Origin of the sequence: Pantoea sp. E2023-21 (genome assembly GCF_051302795.1) — a bacterium.
Lineage (GTDB): Bacteria > Pseudomonadota > Gammaproteobacteria > Enterobacterales > Enterobacteriaceae > Pantoea > Pantoea ludwigii_A.
Genome location: NZ_CP195344.1, coordinates 644,528 through 660,299 on the forward strand (window position 1 = coordinate 644,528; position 15,772 = coordinate 660,299).

General features: G+C 56.6%; 18 protein-coding genes and 3 tRNA genes. 18 read left to right on the top strand and 3 right to left on the bottom strand.

The window, feature by feature from the left end; all coding sequences use genetic code 11:
* The first annotated feature begins 46 nt into the window (after positions 1-46).
* From pgsA to ACRQ84_RS03065, 4 genes are all read left to right on the top strand, one after another.
* Positions 47-595, top strand: a complete 549-nt coding sequence (gene pgsA, locus ACRQ84_RS03050; protein ID WP_008102316.1) for a CDP-diacylglycerol--glycerol-3-phosphate 3-phosphatidyltransferase — start codon at positions 47-49, stop codon at positions 593-595.
* A gap of 271 nt (positions 596-866) precedes the next feature.
* Positions 867-942 (top strand) — tRNA-Gly (locus tag ACRQ84_RS03055).
* A 42-nt stretch (positions 943-984) separates the two neighbouring features.
* A tRNA-Cys gene (locus ACRQ84_RS03060) sits at positions 985-1,058 on the top strand.
* An 11-nt stretch (positions 1,059-1,069) separates the two neighbouring features.
* A tRNA-Leu gene (locus ACRQ84_RS03065) sits at positions 1,070-1,155 on the top strand.
* 132 nt (positions 1,156-1,287) lie between these two features.
* Here ACRQ84_RS03065 and ACRQ84_RS03070 read toward each other — a convergent pair.
* The 3 genes from ACRQ84_RS03070 to ACRQ84_RS03080 form a co-directional block, all read right to left on the bottom strand.
* Complete coding sequence (locus tag ACRQ84_RS03070; RefSeq protein ID WP_196762369.1) at positions 1,288-1,458, bottom strand: hypothetical protein; 171 nt, start codon at positions 1,456-1,458, stop codon at positions 1,288-1,290.
* Positions 1,459-1,624: 166 nt separating this feature from the next.
* Positions 1,625-3,124 carry a SulP family inorganic anion transporter gene (locus tag ACRQ84_RS03075; protein ID WP_483817148.1) on the bottom strand — a complete coding sequence of 500 codons (1,500 nt, stop codon included), beginning with the start codon at positions 3,122-3,124 and terminating at the stop codon, positions 1,625-1,627.
* Between the two features lie 152 nt (positions 3,125-3,276).
* Positions 3,277-3,534 carry a biofilm/acid-resistance regulator YmgB/AriR gene (locus ACRQ84_RS03080; RefSeq protein WP_483817149.1) on the bottom strand — a complete coding sequence of 86 codons (258 nt, stop codon included), beginning with the start codon at positions 3,532-3,534 and terminating at the stop codon, positions 3,277-3,279.
* A 485-nt stretch (positions 3,535-4,019) separates the two neighbouring features.
* Here ACRQ84_RS03080 and ACRQ84_RS03085 point away from each other — a divergent pair, with 485 nt between their 5' ends.
* The 14 genes from ACRQ84_RS03085 to ACRQ84_RS03150 all read left to right on the top strand — a co-directional run bounded on the left by ACRQ84_RS03085 (position 4,020) and on the right by ACRQ84_RS03150 (position 15,759).
* Positions 4,020-4,451: a MarR family winged helix-turn-helix transcriptional regulator gene (locus tag ACRQ84_RS03085; RefSeq protein WP_064740816.1), complete on the top strand. Its 432-nt coding sequence runs from the start codon at positions 4,020-4,022 to the stop codon at positions 4,449-4,451.
* A 2-nt stretch (positions 4,452-4,453) separates the two neighbouring features.
* A complete protein-coding gene (locus tag ACRQ84_RS03090; protein ID WP_483817150.1) occupies positions 4,454-6,124 on the top strand; it encodes an MFS transporter in 1,671 nt (556 codons plus the stop codon).
* Complete coding sequence (locus ACRQ84_RS03095; protein ID WP_483817151.1) at positions 6,121-7,212, top strand: HlyD family secretion protein; 1,092 nt, start codon at positions 6,121-6,123, stop codon at positions 7,210-7,212. Before ACRQ84_RS03090 ends, ACRQ84_RS03095 begins: the two co-directional genes overlap by 4 nt.
* On the top strand, positions 7,209-8,579 hold the full coding sequence (locus ACRQ84_RS03100; RefSeq protein ID WP_483817152.1) for an efflux transporter outer membrane subunit: 1,371 nt from the start codon (positions 7,209-7,211) through the stop codon (positions 8,577-8,579). The genes ACRQ84_RS03095 and ACRQ84_RS03100 overlap by 4 nt, the downstream gene beginning before the upstream one ends.
* Before the next feature lie 234 nt (positions 8,580-8,813).
* A complete protein-coding gene (locus ACRQ84_RS03105) occupies positions 8,814-9,203 on the top strand; it encodes a hypothetical protein (protein ID WP_483817873.1) in 390 nt (129 codons plus the stop codon).
* Positions 9,204-9,392: 189 nt separating this feature from the next.
* Positions 9,393-10,130 (top strand): beta-ketoacyl synthase chain length factor, encoded by a 738-nt coding sequence (locus ACRQ84_RS03110; protein ID WP_483817153.1) that lies wholly within the window; start codon positions 9,393-9,395, stop codon positions 10,128-10,130.
* Positions 10,120-10,917 carry a lysophospholipid acyltransferase family protein gene (locus ACRQ84_RS03115; protein ID WP_064740822.1) on the top strand — a complete coding sequence of 266 codons (798 nt, stop codon included), beginning with the start codon at positions 10,120-10,122 and terminating at the stop codon, positions 10,915-10,917. The genes ACRQ84_RS03110 and ACRQ84_RS03115 overlap by 11 nt, the downstream gene beginning before the upstream one ends.
* A gap of 3 nt (positions 10,918-10,920) precedes the next feature.
* The gene (locus tag ACRQ84_RS03120) at positions 10,921-11,178 is read left to right on the top strand and encodes a phosphopantetheine-binding protein (RefSeq protein ID WP_483817154.1); all 258 of its coding nucleotides are present in this window, start codon (positions 10,921-10,923) and stop codon (positions 11,176-11,178) included.
* A gap of 11 nt (positions 11,179-11,189) precedes the next feature.
* Positions 11,190-11,444 (top strand): acyl carrier protein, encoded by a 255-nt coding sequence (locus ACRQ84_RS03125; RefSeq protein WP_064740823.1) that lies wholly within the window; start codon positions 11,190-11,192, stop codon positions 11,442-11,444.
* Between the two features lie 4 nt (positions 11,445-11,448).
* Positions 11,449-12,003, top strand: coding sequence for a COG4648 family protein (locus tag ACRQ84_RS03130; RefSeq protein WP_064740824.1), 555 nt, complete (start codon positions 11,449-11,451; stop codon positions 12,001-12,003).
* On the top strand, positions 12,000-13,328 hold the full coding sequence (locus ACRQ84_RS03135; RefSeq protein ID WP_483817155.1) for an AMP-binding protein: 1,329 nt from the start codon (positions 12,000-12,002) through the stop codon (positions 13,326-13,328). Before ACRQ84_RS03130 ends, ACRQ84_RS03135 begins: the two co-directional genes overlap by 4 nt.
* A complete protein-coding gene (locus ACRQ84_RS03140) occupies positions 13,315-13,662 on the top strand; it encodes an ApeI family dehydratase (RefSeq protein WP_064740826.1) in 348 nt (115 codons plus the stop codon). Before ACRQ84_RS03135 ends, ACRQ84_RS03140 begins: the two co-directional genes overlap by 14 nt.
* A complete protein-coding gene (locus ACRQ84_RS03145; RefSeq protein ID WP_483817156.1) occupies positions 13,656-15,350 on the top strand; it encodes a glycosyltransferase family 2 protein in 1,695 nt (564 codons plus the stop codon). Before ACRQ84_RS03140 ends, ACRQ84_RS03145 begins: the two co-directional genes overlap by 7 nt.
* A complete protein-coding gene (locus ACRQ84_RS03150; protein ID WP_483817157.1) occupies positions 15,343-15,759 on the top strand; it encodes an acyl-CoA thioesterase in 417 nt (138 codons plus the stop codon). Before ACRQ84_RS03145 ends, ACRQ84_RS03150 begins: the two co-directional genes overlap by 8 nt.
* Positions 15,760-15,772: the final 13 nt, after the last annotated feature.

A 15,772-nucleotide genomic window follows, 5' to 3' on the forward strand; every position in this document is an offset into this window, starting at 1 on the left:
TAGGAACATACATGAAACCCTACTCACACCAGACAGTTACTGGCATATGCAATTTAACATTCCGACGTGTCTTACCCTGTTTCGAGTCGTACTTATTCCCTTTTTTGTCCTGGCGTTTTATCTGCCATTTCAATGGGCTCCCTTTGCGACTGCACTGATCTTTGTGATTGCTGCGGTCACTGACTGGTTTGATGGTTTTTTAGCACGTCGCTGGAAGCAGACCACGCGTTTTGGCGCGTTTCTCGATCCAGTAGCAGACAAAGTGCTGGTGGCGATTGCGCTGGTGCTAGTGGCGGAACATTTCCATGCCTGGTGGATTACGCTGCCAGCTGCCACCATGATCGCTCGTGAAATCATTATCTCTGCGCTGCGTGAGTGGATGGCGGAGATTGGTAAACGTAGCAGCGTAGCGGTGTCATGGATCGGCAAGGTGAAAACCACCGCGCAGATGTTCTCGCTGTTTGCTTTGCTGTGGCGTCCCGAAGCGACAGTTGTCGGTGTGGGTGTTGTTGCGCTGTACATTGCGGCAGTGTTGACGTTTTGGTCAATGTTCCAGTATTTGAGCGCGGCACGCGGCGATTTGCTCGATAGCTGATCGATGCGATTTAAAAAGCAGCAAACGGACGCAGTGTGTGGATAATTCTATTGACTCATTGCGTCAGATAAGTAGAATGCATCGCATCGAACGGCAGCGAGTCTGCAAGAAGCTGAGTTAAATCAGTAAGTTCGATGAAGAAATACCAGAACCGAGTAGTTGAGTTGGCAACAAGGCGGCAACTGAACGAATCCCTGGGAGCTTACATTGGTAAGTGACATAGGTGAGTGAAGGAAGCCAACGCAGTGGCAAACTCAAATACGATGGTTATGCGGGAATAGCTCAGTTGGTAGAGCACGACCTTGCCAAGGTCGGGGTCGCGAGTTCGAGTCTCGTTTCCCGCTCCAAATTTAGTGGTTCGTATTCAACGAATTACATCTCAGATTAAAGGCGCGTTGGCAGAGTGGCCATGCAACGGATTGCAAATCCGTCTACCTCGGTTCGACTCCGGGACGCGCCTCCAATTTACACCCTGCCCGGGTGGTGAAATCGGTAGACACAAGGGATTTAAAATCCCTCGGCTTATGGCTGTGCGGGTTCAAGTCCCGCCCCGGGCACCATATTCGAAGTAGTAAAAAAACCTTATAAAAGCAATACAATAAGCAGTAATGTCGTAACCGCCCAAGGGCGGTTTTTTTGTTTTTGTCCCTTCATGCTGCGCAATAAAAAACCCGGCAATGCCGGGCTAATCGTTACGATTGCGGTTGTCCCACCGGTCCAGCACCTTCGCTTGCGCCCGGCACCGGTTGGTTGCTTGGTGCATGTGGACGTCCATCACCGCCGACCGCATCGCTTTTGTGCATACAGCCGGAAAGCGATACCAAGGTTAACGTCACCAATACTGCTTTTGTTAAAATCTGCATCTGCTTCTCCAGTTTAAAAATCGAATGCGTTACCAATCTCAAAGAGATCAAAGGATTGACCGTGAGGTAAGCAAAGGCAGTAGCAGCGAGTTACGCAAGCGAAACGCGGCGAGAATAATAAAAAACGCCGGATTTCCGGCGTTTTTCATCTCAATCCTAAAACAACCTATCCCAGGTTCCCACTCAGTCGATCGCGAAAATCGCTACTGCGGTTATCCAGCCCGATGAAGGTGACATTCGCGCCGTGGCGGTGATAGCGATACTCGATGGCATCGAGAGCCGCCACGCTGGAAGCATCCCAAATCTGCGCGTGCGTCAAATCGATGGTAACAGTTTTAGGATCGTGGCCGTAATTGAAGTGTTCAAACAAATCATTGCTACTGCCGAAGAACAGTGGACCGCGTACGATGTAGTTAACCTGTTCACCGTCGTCACTCAACAGACGTTCAGCGTGAATCACGTGGGCGATGCGACGCGCAAACAGCATCATCGCCAGGATCACACCTATCAGCACGCCAATCGCCAGATTGCCAGTCCACACAGTGACGGCAACGGTCAGCACCATCACAAATGTTTCGGACCACGGCATGCGTTTCAACGTTGCCGGTTGCAGGCTATGCCAGTTCACCGTTTTCACTGCCACCACCATCATAATCCCCGCCAGCACCACCATCGGGATCTGCGCCATAACGTGGCTCAATCCAGTAACCAGTAACAGCAACACGATACCCGCCGCGACTGTTGAAACACGCGTACGTGCTTTGCCTAATTCGACGTTTACGATGGTTTGGCCAATCATGGCGCAACCGGCGATGCCGCCATAAAAGCCCGCCAGAATGTTGCCGACGCCAAGCGCCCAGGATTCACGGCGTTTACCAGACGGCGTATCGGTAATGTCATCCACCAGCTTGGCGGTCAGCAGCGACTCCATCAGGCCAACGAAGGCGATGCTCAGGGCGGTCGGCCAGATAATGTGCAGCGTGTGCAGATTGATCGGCACCAGCAGCGTAGTGAAGCCTGGCAGACCCGCGGTCATTGGGCCTTCATCCGCAACATTCGGCACGCGATAGCCCAGCAGCAACGCCACAGCCGTCACCACCACAATGGCTACCAGTGGTGAGGGTACGCTTTTCAGCACTTTCGGCAGCAGCAGCACAATCGCCAGCGTGACAGCGAACAGCACCCACACCAAACCGGATTGTCCCCATACATGCGGGACCTGCGCAAAGAAGATCAAGATACCAAGGGCGTTAACGAAGCCTATCATCACTGAGCGCGGGATATAGCGCATCATGCGCGATAACCCGGCAAGCCCAAAGATAATCTGGATAACGCCGGCCATAATTACCGCCGGCAGGATGTATTCAACGCCGTGTGCATGCACCATCGGGCCAATCACCAGCGCTACCGAACCGGCTGCGGCGGTGACCATCGCCGGACGCCCACCGAGAATCGACAGCGTCAGACATAATACCACCGAGGCAATGAGGCTGACTTTGGGGTCGACACCCGCAATGACGGAGAAGGAGATAACTTCAGGGATCAGCGCCAGCGCGGTAATCATTCCCGCCAGACACTCACGGGTTAACAGGGCGGGCGAACGTAACACGCGGCCCACGGTGATATCGCTCTCCACCGCAGTGGTGCGCTCAGTTGGTTGGCTCATAGATTATGCAGGCTCTTATAGTAATGTGCGCCTACCGTCGCGGTAAGGCAGTAATCAGTTAGAATTTTCCGAGGAAGGATGTTACCGGGCAAAAGGATGAGACGCTAGCATGATGGGGTGGGTGAGAGTGATTCCATCCCTGGAATCCGGCTTTAGACCGCGAGATCGTCAGGTGTCTTATTCACGACCAATTCAAGCAGATGGCGATAAATATCTAGCTGAATCACATCGCTTTCCATCTCCAGACGGTTAATCAGAGAGGAAATAATTGCTTTATTGGAAACCGGCATACCGGCTTGCAGGATTTCGGCAATGATCTGCCCGAAAACTTCCATCTCGGTGCTATCGCTGTTACCGGCAAGTTTGAAAAAGTCTGCGAGGGCGTTATTACTGGTGGCGACGTTTTGCATGTGTGAAGCCCTTAAGATCGGCCTGATGGCAATGTGCCTTCAGCTCCATGATGAAAAAAACTCGCACGCGGACAGGCGCGCAAGACCCAAACCATCAACCAACGCAAAAAGACACCTCTGAAGGTGGAAATCCACAACACCTTCAGAGGCGACGCAAAGTGCATCATTCGTTACGGAGCCATCAGCTGGCTCACGGGACGTAAACTTATACAATCTAGTGTAACTTGTACAATCAGGATTTTGAGCAATTTGTGCTAATCATTATTAAACAATGAGTTATAATTTGTAATGTTTTCTAAAAGCTATACAGATACCGGCATTTCAGCCAAAATTCAGCGCCAGTTGTACAACTCATAAAGAAAGCTGGAGATTCTTTGCCGCGCCAGCTACGTTTGCTGAGGTAAGCAACATTTTCATTGGCGGGCGGCTTCGCATATAATAACGTTCCCATTTAGTTAGATACCTAACCATTAGGCCACTACGTTTTGAGCGACTGTCCCCAACCCTTTTCTCGTTTGCTGCATCTGACCGCGCACGCGTGGCGTTTGGCCGTAGATCGTCGTCTTAAAGAGAGCGGACTGAGTATGAGCAGCTGGATGGCGATTACTAGCGTAGCGACCGCGGCTGAGCCGCCAACGCAAAAAGCGCTGGCACAGATGCTCGGTTTAGAAGAGGCCAGCGTGGTGCCCTTGGTGGATCGATTAGTTAAGCAGCAACTGCTGGCACGCGTTCAGCCGCCGGAAGACCGCCGCAAACGTCTGCTCATTTTGACGGATCAAGGTCGCGTGGCATTTGCTGAAGTCAAAACTCAAGCGGATGCGCTGCGTGCACAGTTGCTGGCGGATATCGATCCCGCATCGCTGGCCGTGACAGAAAAAGTGCTGCAACAACTGCTTACGCGTCTGGGAAGCGTCTAATCGTGGCAAAACGTAATCCTTATGCTCAACGCGAATGGCTGCCTCACGAAAAACCGATGCTGCCGGGTTCGCCTTCAACCCCGCTGCACTCGCCGTCGAAGCGCATCGCCTTTGGCATCATCGGTCTGCTGATTTCTATCACCGGCGCACTGAGTAATGCGCTGGTCTCTGCCAACCTCACCAATCTGCAAGGCACTTTCGGCGCATACAGCAATGAGATCGCCTGGCTGCCCGCGGTGTATGTGATGGGCAATATTTCGATCAACCTGCTGCTGGTGAAGTTTCGACAGCAGTTTGGCCTACGGCTCTTTACCGAAGCGTTTCTGGTGCTGTACGTGATCGTGGCGTTTTTCCATCTCCTCGCCAACGATCTCAGCTCGGCGATTATCGTGCGTACCGCACATGGCATGGTGGGGGCGGCGCTCAGTTCGCTCGGCATCTATTACCAGATTCAGGCATGGCCTGCGAAGCACCGCCTTAAGGCACTGGTTATCGGTATTACCGCCTCGCAATTGGCGATCCCGCTGGCGCGTTTATTTTCCACCGAACTGTTGCAACTTGAAGCGTGGCGCGGCCTCTATCTGTTTGAACTCGGCCTGGCGCTGATTGCGTTAGGCTGCGTACTGGTCGTGAAGTTGCCGCCCGGCGATCGCATAAAAGCGTTTGAAAAAATGGATTTCCTCACCTTTATGCTCATGGCCCCGGGCATGGCGTTGCTGTGCGCGGTCTTGTCGCTGGGACGCATCGAATGGTGGTTCAGCACGCCCTGGCTCGGGGTGGCTCTGGCGCTGGCGTTGGTATTGATCGTGGCGGCGATAGTGGTGGAGCACAATCGCAAGAATCCGTTGCTCAACACGCGCTGGCTCAGCAATGGCATGATTGTGCGGCTGGGCATTGTGATGATTATGATGCGCATCCTGCTGGCGGAACAAAACACCGGCGCGGTGGGATTCCTGCAGCAGCTGGGCTTACTTAACGATCAAATGCGCGGCCTGGCGTTAGCCATCATTGCTGGGGTGATTTGCGGCATGATTGCCAGTGCCTTAACGATTAAACCGACGCATCTGAGCTGGCCGATTGTTGCCTCGCTGGTGGTAATGATCGTCGCCTCGCTGATGGATGCGCAATCCAACCCGCTGACGCGTGCCCACAATCTCTATTTCAGCCAGTTTTTACTCGGGTTCGGCAGCGCCTTCTTCCTTGGGCCGGCCATGCTACTGGGAATTGGTGGGGTGGTAACGCAGCCGAAGAACCTCGTCAGCTTCTCCGTGCTGTTCGGCATGAGCCAGAACTTAGGCGGACTGATCGGCGCAGCGATTCTCGGTACCTTCCAGACGTGGCGCGAAAAGTATCACTCCAGCCTGCTAGGGGACCAGCTGTCGCAGCTCGATCCCAACGTCACTGAACGACTTAGCCAATACAGTTCATTATTTAGCAGTCAGCTGCCCGATAACCTGTTGCTCAGCGCGCAAAGCAGCGCACAGCTGCAAACGGTGGCCACGCTGCAGGCCAACGTGCTGGCCTATAACGACACCTATCTTCTTACCGCCGCGCTGGCGTTCGTCACCTTAATTTGGGTGCTGTATCGCCTGACGCGTTTACGCTATCTCACCTGGCGACAGACTAAAATGAATGCGGCACAACCCCCAGTAACCCCGACGGAGAATTCATGAGCCAACAGGACGACATTCAGGCTGCAGAGCGCGAGCGCACTAACCGCCGACGCATTCTTTCGATCTCCGCCGGCAGCGGCATTGTTATCGTCGGTGTACTGGTTATTTTGTATGCCTGGCAGTTGTGGCCGTTCACCAGCACCATACAATCGACGGAAAATGCCTACGTGCGCGGTCAGGTCACCTTTATCAGCCCGCAGGTCAATGGCTATCTCACCGAGGTTAACGTCGTTGATCTGCAGCCAGTGACCAAAGGCCAGTTGCTGATGACCATCGACGATCGTATCTATCGTCAGCGAGTGCATCAGGCGCAGGCGCAGCTGGATATGAAAATCGCCGCGCAGAACAATAACCAGCAGCAGCGCAAAAGTGCCGAAGCCAATATTCTCAGCAACAAAGCGGCGCTGGAGAATGCCAAAGCTCAGGCGCTGAAAAGCAGCCTCGACCTGAAGCGTGTGGAGAATCTGGCGGCCGACGGTTCGCTGTCGGTGCGTGAACGTGACGCGTCGCGTGCGGCTAATGCACAGGCACAAGCGCAATTGCGTCAGGCGGATGCGCAGGTTGCCGTTTCACAACAAAACCTGCAAACCGTGGTGGTAAATCGCGCGTCACTGCAAGGCGATGTCGCCAGCGCGCAGGCAGCGCTAGAACTGGCAAACATTGATCTGGCGAATACGCGCATCATCGCGCCGGACAGCGGTCAGCTCGGCCAGCTGTCGGTGCGTAAAGGCACTTATGTCACCGCTGGCACGCGGTTAACCTCGGTGGTGCCGGAGAATAAATGGATCATCGCCAACCTGAAAGAAACTCAGCTGGCTCGCGTGCGTCCCGGCTTGCCGGTAAGCATTCGCGTCGATGCGCTCGACGGTAAGCATTACGACGGCCGGGTGGAGTTTATATCGCCAGCCGCCGGTTCCGAATTCAGCGCTATTTCACCGGATAACGCCACCGGCAACTTTGTGAAAATTGCCCAGCGCATTCCAGTGCGTATCAAAATTCTCAACGACGATCTGCAGGCCCTGCGCCCAGGCATGTCGGTGGAGGTGCACATTGATACTGCTGCTGAACCACACAAGGATGCGCCATGAAGCGCTTACTGCTAGCCACCTGCGTGGCACTAATGGTGAGCGGCTGTGCAACAGAAGTGGAAAAAGCGCCATCCTCTTTGCCGATTCCAGACAGCTGGCGTCAGCAGGTGGGGCCGAGCGCGGCACCTGAAGCGCAGTGGTGGCAGAACTTTGGCGATACGCAGCTCAATCGCCTCGTTAATCAGGCATTGCAGCACAACAGCGATGTCCTCACGGCGCGTTCGCGTGTGGATCAATATCGCGCCGAGTTGCGTGCTGCGCAAGGTGATAATTTCCCCACGCTGTCAGCGGGCGTGGCGGCCACGCATCAGCGTGCGCTGTCGGCGGCGACCGGTCAGCCGTATGAAAGCGCGGTATTTCAGGGATTGCTGCAGGCCAACTATGAAGTGGATTTATGGGGCAGCCGCAGTAACAGCATTCGCGCCGCAGAAGCTTCGCTGGATGCGCAGCGTGCCGCCGCCTCTGCCGCCGAGTTAACCGTTGCCAGTTCGGTGGCCTCGGGCTATCTCAGCCTGTGCGCGCTGGACGAACAACTGCGCGTCACCGAAGCCACACTGGCGACGCGTGAGAACGCCCTCAACCTCGCACAACGTCAGTTTGAAACCGGCTACACCTCGCGCCTCGAGTGGATGCAGGCAGCATCGGAATACCAAACCGCTAAAGCGCAGATCCCGCAGTTGCAGCATCAAATCGAGCAGCAGGAGAACGCGCTCAGCGTGCTGGTGGGCATGAATCCGCGTGAAATTGCGCGCAGTAGCCAGTTTGATCATATCAAGCCGCAGACATTGCCCTCGCTGCTACCGTCGCAGTTGCTGAATCGCCGGCCGGATATCGTGCAGGCACAGCGCCAGCTGCTGGCTGCCGATGCTTCGCTGGCGTCAACGCAGGCCAAACTGTTGCCATCGCTGAATCTCACCGCCAGCGGCACCTTGCAAAGCAGCGAACTGCATCAGCTGTTAGATAATCCGTTCCGCTTGTGGAGCATTGGCGGCAGCATTTTGGCTCCGCTGCTGAATCGTGAAGCGCTCACGGCTCAGGTGGATGTGGCAATGGCGACGCGGAATCAGGCGCTGTACGGTTATGAGAAAGTGGTGCGTAATGCCTTTTCCGATGTGGATAACGCGCTGGATGCGATTCGCCGCAGTCAGGAGCAGCTGACGGAGTTGCAGAAGCAGGAGAGTTATGTGGCGGAAGCCTATCGCATTGCGCATAACCGCTATCAAAACGGCTACGCATCTTATCTGGATGAGCTGGACGCGCAGCGCACGCTATTCAGCACCCAGCTAAATATTGTGTCAGTAAAAAATACGCTGCTGTTAGCCCAGATTGATCTCTACCGCTCACTCGGCGGCGGCTGGCAGGGTTAAACATCATGCTACAAGGCCATTTTTCGGTAGAAGTTCCGCCGTATATCGGTCTGCAGCTGGTTTTAAATCGGACGTAAATCGTTATTAAGTGATTCATGCTTCTTTTTACTTGTCTTTACAAATAATGTTATTATCCGCCCGCTTTACACAGTCTGAACGGAACAGTGTTGGTAAGTTTACCGGCGCGGTCGTAAGCCTAAGCGGCTTGCAGAGACAGGGGAAGAAAAGGAAATGATGAACAAAAAAATCGGTTTAGCGTTGTGGGTAACAGCGGTCCTGTTAACCGGCTGCGCACCGCGTACGGCACCCATCCAGAATGTTAGCCAGACCGTAGGTCAAGGCTACTCAGATGATCAAATGAAGCAAGCGATCGTGCAGGCGGGTGCCGCTAACCATTGGGTGATGACGCCAGCAGGTCCCGGCGTGATGAATGGTCACCTGGCCGAGCGCGGTCACACGGCGGATATCCGTGTGAACTACACTGCGAACAGCTATCAAATTCAGTATGTCAGCAGCCAGAATCTGAAAGCAGGTAGCGGTCAGATTCACCGCAACTACAACCGCTGGATTCAGAACCTGAGCCAGGGCATCCAAACGCGCCTCGCGGTTGAAGCCGTTAAATAAGCGCGAAGCGAGATGGCTGACATAATGTTGTAAAGTTAGCCGCAACGCTGCCGAAATAGAAACAGGCGGGCCTTGTGCCCGCCTTGTTAATCGGCGACATCCGCATGGGATGACGGGTAAAGAGAGCAAGGAAGGGATGCCGTGCAGCGAAAATCTGACCATCCCTGAGGCTGAAGAAAGAATACAGGTATGAAACTCGCTTACTCCCTTGTTGACTGGCACGCCATCGCGCCGGGCAACAGCACCGCAGAACAGTGGCAACGCTGGGCGCAACAGGCGCCGGCGTTGGATGCCACGCAACCTATCGCGAAACCCCAATTTTTGCCGATGATGACCGCGCGTCGTCTCAGCGCCGGTAGCCGTGCTGCCGTTGAATGCGGGCTGGCGCTGCTGGCGCGGCAACGCGTGGATGCCATCGTCTTCACCAGTCGCCACGGCGAGCTGGAACGTAACCTGCGCATTCTCACCGCGCTGGCGGAACAGCAAGCGCTGTCGCCAACCGATTTCGCCATGTCGGTTCACAACTCTGCAGTGGGTAGCTTAACCATCGCTGCGCGTCAGCCGCTGGTGTCATCCTCGATTTCGGCCGGCATCGATAGTTTCCAGCAAGGACTGATTGAAGTGGCGGCGCTGCAACAGGCGGGATACGCGCAGGTGTTGCTGGTGGATTTTGACGGCGTGGTACCAGATTACTATCGTCCCTGGCTGCCGGAAATCGATCGCTTCAATGCGCCGTATGCGGTGGCGCTGCTGCTGCGTGCTGGCGATGAGTGGTGCTGCGAGGCGCGGGCCGGCAAACCCGCAGAGCCGCACAACGATCTGCCGCAAAGTCTGCAACTTCTCGCGGCCGTACTGCGTGACACGCCAGGCTTTAGCATTGCCGGCGAGCGCCATCAGTGGATCTGGGAGCGTAACGATGGTGGATAATTCGCTAACCGAGGCGCGTCCCGGTTTCAACTATTACTGGCGACTGGTGATGACTGGCGTCAGCTTTACGCTGTTCAGCGTGGGCGGTCTGTTGCTGTCGCTAATCTGGTTCAATTTGCTGCTTTTAGTGCAGCGCGATGGCCTGCGCCGTCGCCACATCGCCCGCAGTAGCATCGCCTGGAGTTTCCGCTGCTTCCTGCGATTCTGCCGTTTTGTCGGTGTGTACGATTACCAGATTATTGGCGCTGAACAGCTGCGTCAGGATCGCGGCTGTCTCATCGTCGCCAATCATCCGTCGTTAATCGATTACGTGATGATTGCTTCAGTGCTGCCGGAGATGGATTGTCTGGTCAAAGCCGAGCTGCAGCACAATATTTTCTTTCGTGGCGTGATTCGCGCCGCCGATTACCTGATTAACAGCGAAGCCGATACGCTGCTGCCGGATAGCCAACAGCGGCTGGCGCGCGGCGATACCCTCCTGATTTTCCCGGAAGGCACGCGCACGCGCTATGGTGAACCGCTCAAGCTGCAGCGCGGTGCCGCGAATATTGCGGTGCGTGCTGGATGCGATTTGCGTGTGGTGCATATCAGCTGCACCGAGCGCATGCTCGATAAGCAAAGCCGTTGGTATCAGATTCCGCTGGTTAAACCGATTTTTACTGTACGCGTCCAATCGCGAATTGCTAGCCACGCCTTTAGTGAAGCGGAAGAGGATGCGCAGCCGCTGGCCGCACGTCGCCTGACGCGACATCTGCAACAGGCGCTGGTGCCTGACGAGACCAACTAAGTTATGCAAGTACTGATTAACGACATCAAACAGATGATTATCGAAACGCTGAATCTGGAAGATATCAGCCCTGACGACATTGAAACCGACGCGCCGCTGTTTGGCGAGGGGCTAGGCCTCGATTCAATCGATGCGCTGGAACTGGGACTGGCGGTGAAAAATCGCTTCGGCGTACAGCTCTCTGCCGAGAGCGAAACGCTGCGCGCGCACTTTTTTTCCGTGGCAACACTGGCCGCGTTTGTTGAACAACAGCAAGCCTGAGAGCAGTCAACATGATGAACAAAACTGAAATTTACCAGGAAGTGGCTTCGCTGCTCACCTCGCTGTTTGAAATTGAGCCGCAGGATATTCATCCCGAGGCTCGCCTCTATGAAGACCTTGAGCTGGATAGCATCGATGCGGTCGATATGGTGGTGCACCTGCAAAAGCGTACCGGTCGTAAGATCAAGCCGGAAACCTTTCGCGCGGTGCGAACCGTGCAGGACGTGGTTGACGCCGTCGACCAGCTGATGCGCGACGAAGCCTGATCGCATGCTGTTGCGGCTGTTAAACGGACTGGCGCTGCTGGCGTGGCCGTTTCTGGTGTGGCTGACCATCACCCAGCCACAGTGGCGCGCTGTGACGGGCTTGCTGGCGCTGCTGTTTGTGCTGCGCGTCTGGCGTTTACGTCGTGCAACCGGCCCGATGGGGCGCGTGATGCTGCTGCTGGCGGTGGTGGGCACCGCGTTATGTCTCGCCAGCCTGCTGCTGCGATCGCAACATCTGCTGTTGTGGTATCCGCTGGTGGTCAACGCACTGATGCTGCTGCTGTTTGCTGCGTCGTTGTGGAGCCCCATGCCACTGGTGGAAAGGCTGGCGCGGCTGCGCGAACCGCATCTGCCGCCGCGCGCGGTGCGTTATACCCGTCGCGTGACGCAAGTGTGGTGCGGCTTTTTCATCTTCAATGGCAGCGTGGCGCTTGTCACCTGTCTGCTCAATGATGTCACGCTTTGGACCCTCTGGAATGGGGGCATCAGCTATCTGCTGATGGGGACGCTGATGGCTGGCGAATGGCTGCTGCGTCAGCGCATAAGGAAACAGGCATGAACCCACATAGCCTCCGCGAGTGGCTCACCGCGCCAGATCGCATTGTTGCCTGGCATGGCCAGCAGCAATATACGCTGCACACCTTGCGTCAGCAGGTGCAGGCGCTGGTCGATCGGCTGCAACACCAGCCGGGCCAACATTGGGCGCTGTGTTTTGACAATAGCTATGCGTTTACTGCCGCGCTGCTGGCGCTGTGGCACGCCGGAAAAACGCCGGTAATGCCTGGACATTGCCGCGCGGCCCAGCTGGAAGAGATGGCCGACAGTCTCGATGGGGTAATCAGCGATATGCCGCTGGCGCTATCTCTGCCGCAGCTGCGCTGGGATGGCGCTATGGCGAGCGGAACGTTGCCCGCGATCGCCGCCGACGCCACGCTGGTGCTGTTCACCTCCGGTTCGACTGGCACGCCGCGTCGCGTGGTGAAGTCGCTGCGCGCGCTGGAACTTGAAGCCTGCTGGCTCCATACCTTGTGGGGCGCACGATTACGCGATTGCCATGTGATTGCCTCCGTCAGCCATCAACATCTGTATGGCCTGAGTTTCCGCATCATCTTGCCGATGGCGCTCGGGTTACCCTTTGCCGCGCAGCAAATTTTCTACAGCGAACAGCTGGCCGACCAATCGGCCGATCGTCGCTACGTCTTTATCAGCAGCCCGGCGTTTCTGCGCCGGCTGGATCCTGCGCTGGCCGGACCGCGCTGTGAACTGATTGTGTCCGCCGGTGGCGCGTTGCCGTGGACAGCCGCGCAGCATGCACAACAGGCGCTGAGCTGCACCGTCGATGAAATTTATGGCAGCACCGAAACCGGCGTGATTGGCTGGCGCTGCGCCACAGAAGAGAACGCGTTGTGGCACGGTTTTCCGCATATCACCTTGTGCGAGGAAGACGCTGGGCGCTGGCGGGTATTTTCCGCCCTGCTGGAAACCGATGACGGTTGCGCGCTCGACGATCGCATTGTGCTGCAGTCGTCGGGCCAATTTCAGCTGGCGGGTCGCCAGGATCGCGTGGTGAAGATTGAAGATAAGCGCGTCTCGCTGAGTGAAATTGAACGCCGCTTGCTGGCGTTGCCCGGCGTGGAAGATGCCGCCGCGCTGGTGATTCAGCGTCACAGCCGACACGCCATTGGCGTGGTGCTGGCGCTGCCCGACAGGGTGGATGCGGTTACGTTGCACCAGCTAAAAATTGCGTGGAAACGCGCGCTGCAACCCTGGCTGGAGCCGTTGGCGATGCCGCGCTACTGGCGCGTGGTGACGTCGATTCCGGTCACGGCACAAAGCAAGCGCGCCTGGCCACAAATTGAGGAGTTGTTTGATGTTGCCGGTTGAATTGCATGCCCAGCAGCAGGGCGATGCTCTAACATTGCGCCTGCGCGCCGCCGCCGATCTGCTTTGGTTCCGCGGCCATTTCCCGACGTTGCCGATTCTGCCCGGTGTAGCGCAACTCGATTGGGCACTGCATTACGGCCTGACGCGTTTAGCCATCGGTAAATCCTTCGCCGCGATTGACAATATCAAGTTCCAGCAGCCGGTGCCGCCGGATGCCGAACTCGAATTGCAACTGCACTGGCAGGCAGAAAAATCGCTGCTCAGTTTCAGCTACAGCGTGATCAATGGCGCGCTGGCGACGGTAGCCAGCAGCGGGAAGATCCGCTTGTGCTGAGCGCTCACTTCACGCCCTGCGTATTGATTCCCTGCTATAACCACGGCGCGATGCTGGCGTCGGTACTGGCGCGGCTGGCGCCGTTCAATTTGCCGGTAATCCTGGTGGATGACGGCAGCGATGCAACGACTAAACAGCTGATTGCGGCGCTGAATGCGCCGCAGTTGCAGGTACTCACGCTGGCCTACAATCAGGGCAAAGGCGCGGCGGTGATTGCCGGCATGCGTGCGGCGGCGGCGGCGGGTTATACCCACGCGCTACAACTGGATGCCGATGGTCAGCATCAGGTGGAAGACACGCCGCGCATGCTGGCTGAAGCGCAGCGTTATCCGCATTGCCTGATCTCCGGTCGGCCGCTTTACGACGCATCCATTCCCAAATCGCGCCTGTATGGTCGTTACATCACCCATTTTTGGGTATGGGTCGAAACCCTTTCGTTCTCGCTGAAAGACAGCATGTGCGGCTTCCGCGTCTATCCACTCGCGCCTTCACTGACGTTGTGCGATCGGCATCCGATTGGTCAGCGCATGGATTTCGACACCGAAATCATGGTGCGCCTCTATTGGCAGGGCACGCCAAGCCGCTTTCTCGCCACGCGTGTGACCTATCCGGAAAGCGGTGTATCGCATTTTGACGCGCTGCGTGACAACCTGCGCATCTCATGGATGCACACGCGCCTGTTCTTCGGCATGCTGCCGCGCATACCGCAATTGCTGCGCCAGCGTGGCGATGCGCAACACTGGTCTGCCACGCCGGAACGTCGCGGGCAGAGCGGTTTGCGCTTTATGCTGTGGCTCTATCGCCGCGCCGGACGCTTGCCGTTTGTGCTGTTACTGTGGCCGATAGTGGCTGTCTATTGGCTCACGGGCCGCACCGCGCGCGCTGCCTCGCAGCAGTGGCTGACGCGGGTGCAAACGGTGGCGCAACAGCAAAATATCGCGCTGCCTGCGCCGGTGAACAGCTATCGTCACTTCCTGCGTTTCGGCTACAGCATGCTGGATAAAGTCGCCAGCTGGCGTGGCGACCTGCAATGGGGACGCGATATCGATTTTGCGCCCGGTGCCGAAGCCACCGTTCGCGCCGCCGAAGGGCAAGGCCATCTGATTCTGGCGTCGCATCTGGGTGATATCGAAGCCTGCCGTGCGATGGCGAAACAGGTCAGCGGTCTGGTGATTAACGCGCTGGTGTTTACCGATAATGCACAACGCTTTCGCGAGGTGCTGGAGAGCATTGCGCCGCAGGCGGGCGTCAATCTGATGCCGGTCACCGATATCGGGCCCGATACGGCCATTCTGCTGCAGCAAAAACTCGATGCCGGCGAATGGGTGGCGATTGTCGGCGATCGCACCGCCGTTCATCGCCAACGTGGCGGCGAACGGCGAGTGGTGTGGAGCGAATTTATGGGCCATCCTGCGCCGTTTCCGCAGGGGCCATTTGTGCTGGCGGCGGCGTTACGCTGTCCGGTACTGCTGATGTTCGCGCTGCGCGAGCAGGGCAAGCTGAGCGTGCATTGCGAAGCCTTTGCCGATCCGCTGCTGCTGCCCCGTGCGCAGCGCCAGCAGGCGTTGCAGGACACCGTGGATCGCTACGCCGAACGACTACAACAGCATGCGTTACTGGCGCCGCTCGACTGGTTTAACTTTTACGATTTCTGGACGTTGTCCGAGGAGAAAAGCCGCGATGAGTGAAAGCATCTACCGCGCTGAGGTGGAGATTACGGTGTCGTTTCACGACTGCGATCCAATGGGCGTGGTGTGGCACGGCAACTATTTCCGCTTTTTTGAAGTGGCGCGCGAAGCCTTGCTGCGCAGCGTCAATTACAGCTACGGCGAAATGGCTGCCAGCGGCTACGTTTGGCCGGTAGTGGATACCCACGTGAAATATCGCCAGCCGCTGCGCTGTGAAGAGGTGGTGCGTATTGCCGCCAGCATTAGCGAATATGAAAACCGTTTGCGTATCGATTACGTGATTCGCAACGCGGCGGGGCAGGTAACCACCAAAGCGCACACGCTGCAGGTCGCGGTGAATGCCGCCACGCAGGAGATGTGTTTTGTCTCGCCTGACATTCTGTTTGAACGCCTGGGAGTGAAACCGTGATCAGAACCCTTTG

Bases quoted from the DNA above. Each gene is read 5' to 3' on its own strand.
- ACRQ84_RS03110 (WP_483817153.1), top strand. From the start codon at position 9,393: ATGAAACTCGCTTACTCCCTTGTTGACTGGCACGCCATCGCGCCGGGC.
- pgsA (WP_008102316.1), top strand. From the start codon at position 47: ATGCAATTTAACATTCCGACGTGTCTTACCCTGTTTCGAGTCGTACTT.
- ACRQ84_RS03070 (WP_196762369.1), bottom strand. From the start codon at position 1,458: ATGCAGATTTTAACAAAAGCAGTATTGGTGACGTTAACCTTGGTATCG.
- ACRQ84_RS03105 (WP_483817873.1), top strand. From the start codon at position 8,814: ATGAACAAAAAAATCGGTTTAGCGTTGTGGGTAACAGCGGTCCTGTTA.
- ACRQ84_RS03075 (WP_483817148.1), bottom strand. From the start codon at position 3,124: ATGAGCCAACCAACTGAGCGCACCACTGCGGTGGAGAGCGATATCACC.
- ACRQ84_RS03125 (WP_064740823.1), top strand. From the start codon at position 11,190: ATGATGAACAAAACTGAAATTTACCAGGAAGTGGCTTCGCTGCTCACC.
- ACRQ84_RS03120 (WP_483817154.1), top strand. From the start codon at position 10,921: ATGCAAGTACTGATTAACGACATCAAACAGATGATTATCGAAACGCTG.
- ACRQ84_RS03140 (WP_064740826.1), top strand. From the start codon at position 13,315: ATGTTGCCGGTTGAATTGCATGCCCAGCAGCAGGGCGATGCTCTAACA.
- ACRQ84_RS03095 (WP_483817151.1), top strand. From the start codon at position 6,121: ATGAGCCAACAGGACGACATTCAGGCTGCAGAGCGCGAGCGCACTAAC.
- ACRQ84_RS03150 (WP_483817157.1), top strand. From the start codon at position 15,343: ATGAGTGAAAGCATCTACCGCGCTGAGGTGGAGATTACGGTGTCGTTT.
- ACRQ84_RS03115 (WP_064740822.1), top strand. From the start codon at position 10,120: ATGGTGGATAATTCGCTAACCGAGGCGCGTCCCGGTTTCAACTATTAC.
- ACRQ84_RS03080 (WP_483817149.1), bottom strand. From the start codon at position 3,534: ATGCAAAACGTCGCCACCAGTAATAACGCCCTCGCAGACTTTTTCAAA.
- ACRQ84_RS03100 (WP_483817152.1), top strand. From the start codon at position 7,209: ATGAAGCGCTTACTGCTAGCCACCTGCGTGGCACTAATGGTGAGCGGC.
- ACRQ84_RS03135 (WP_483817155.1), top strand. From the start codon at position 12,000: ATGAACCCACATAGCCTCCGCGAGTGGCTCACCGCGCCAGATCGCATT.
- ACRQ84_RS03130 (WP_064740824.1), top strand. From the start codon at position 11,449: ATGCTGTTGCGGCTGTTAAACGGACTGGCGCTGCTGGCGTGGCCGTTT.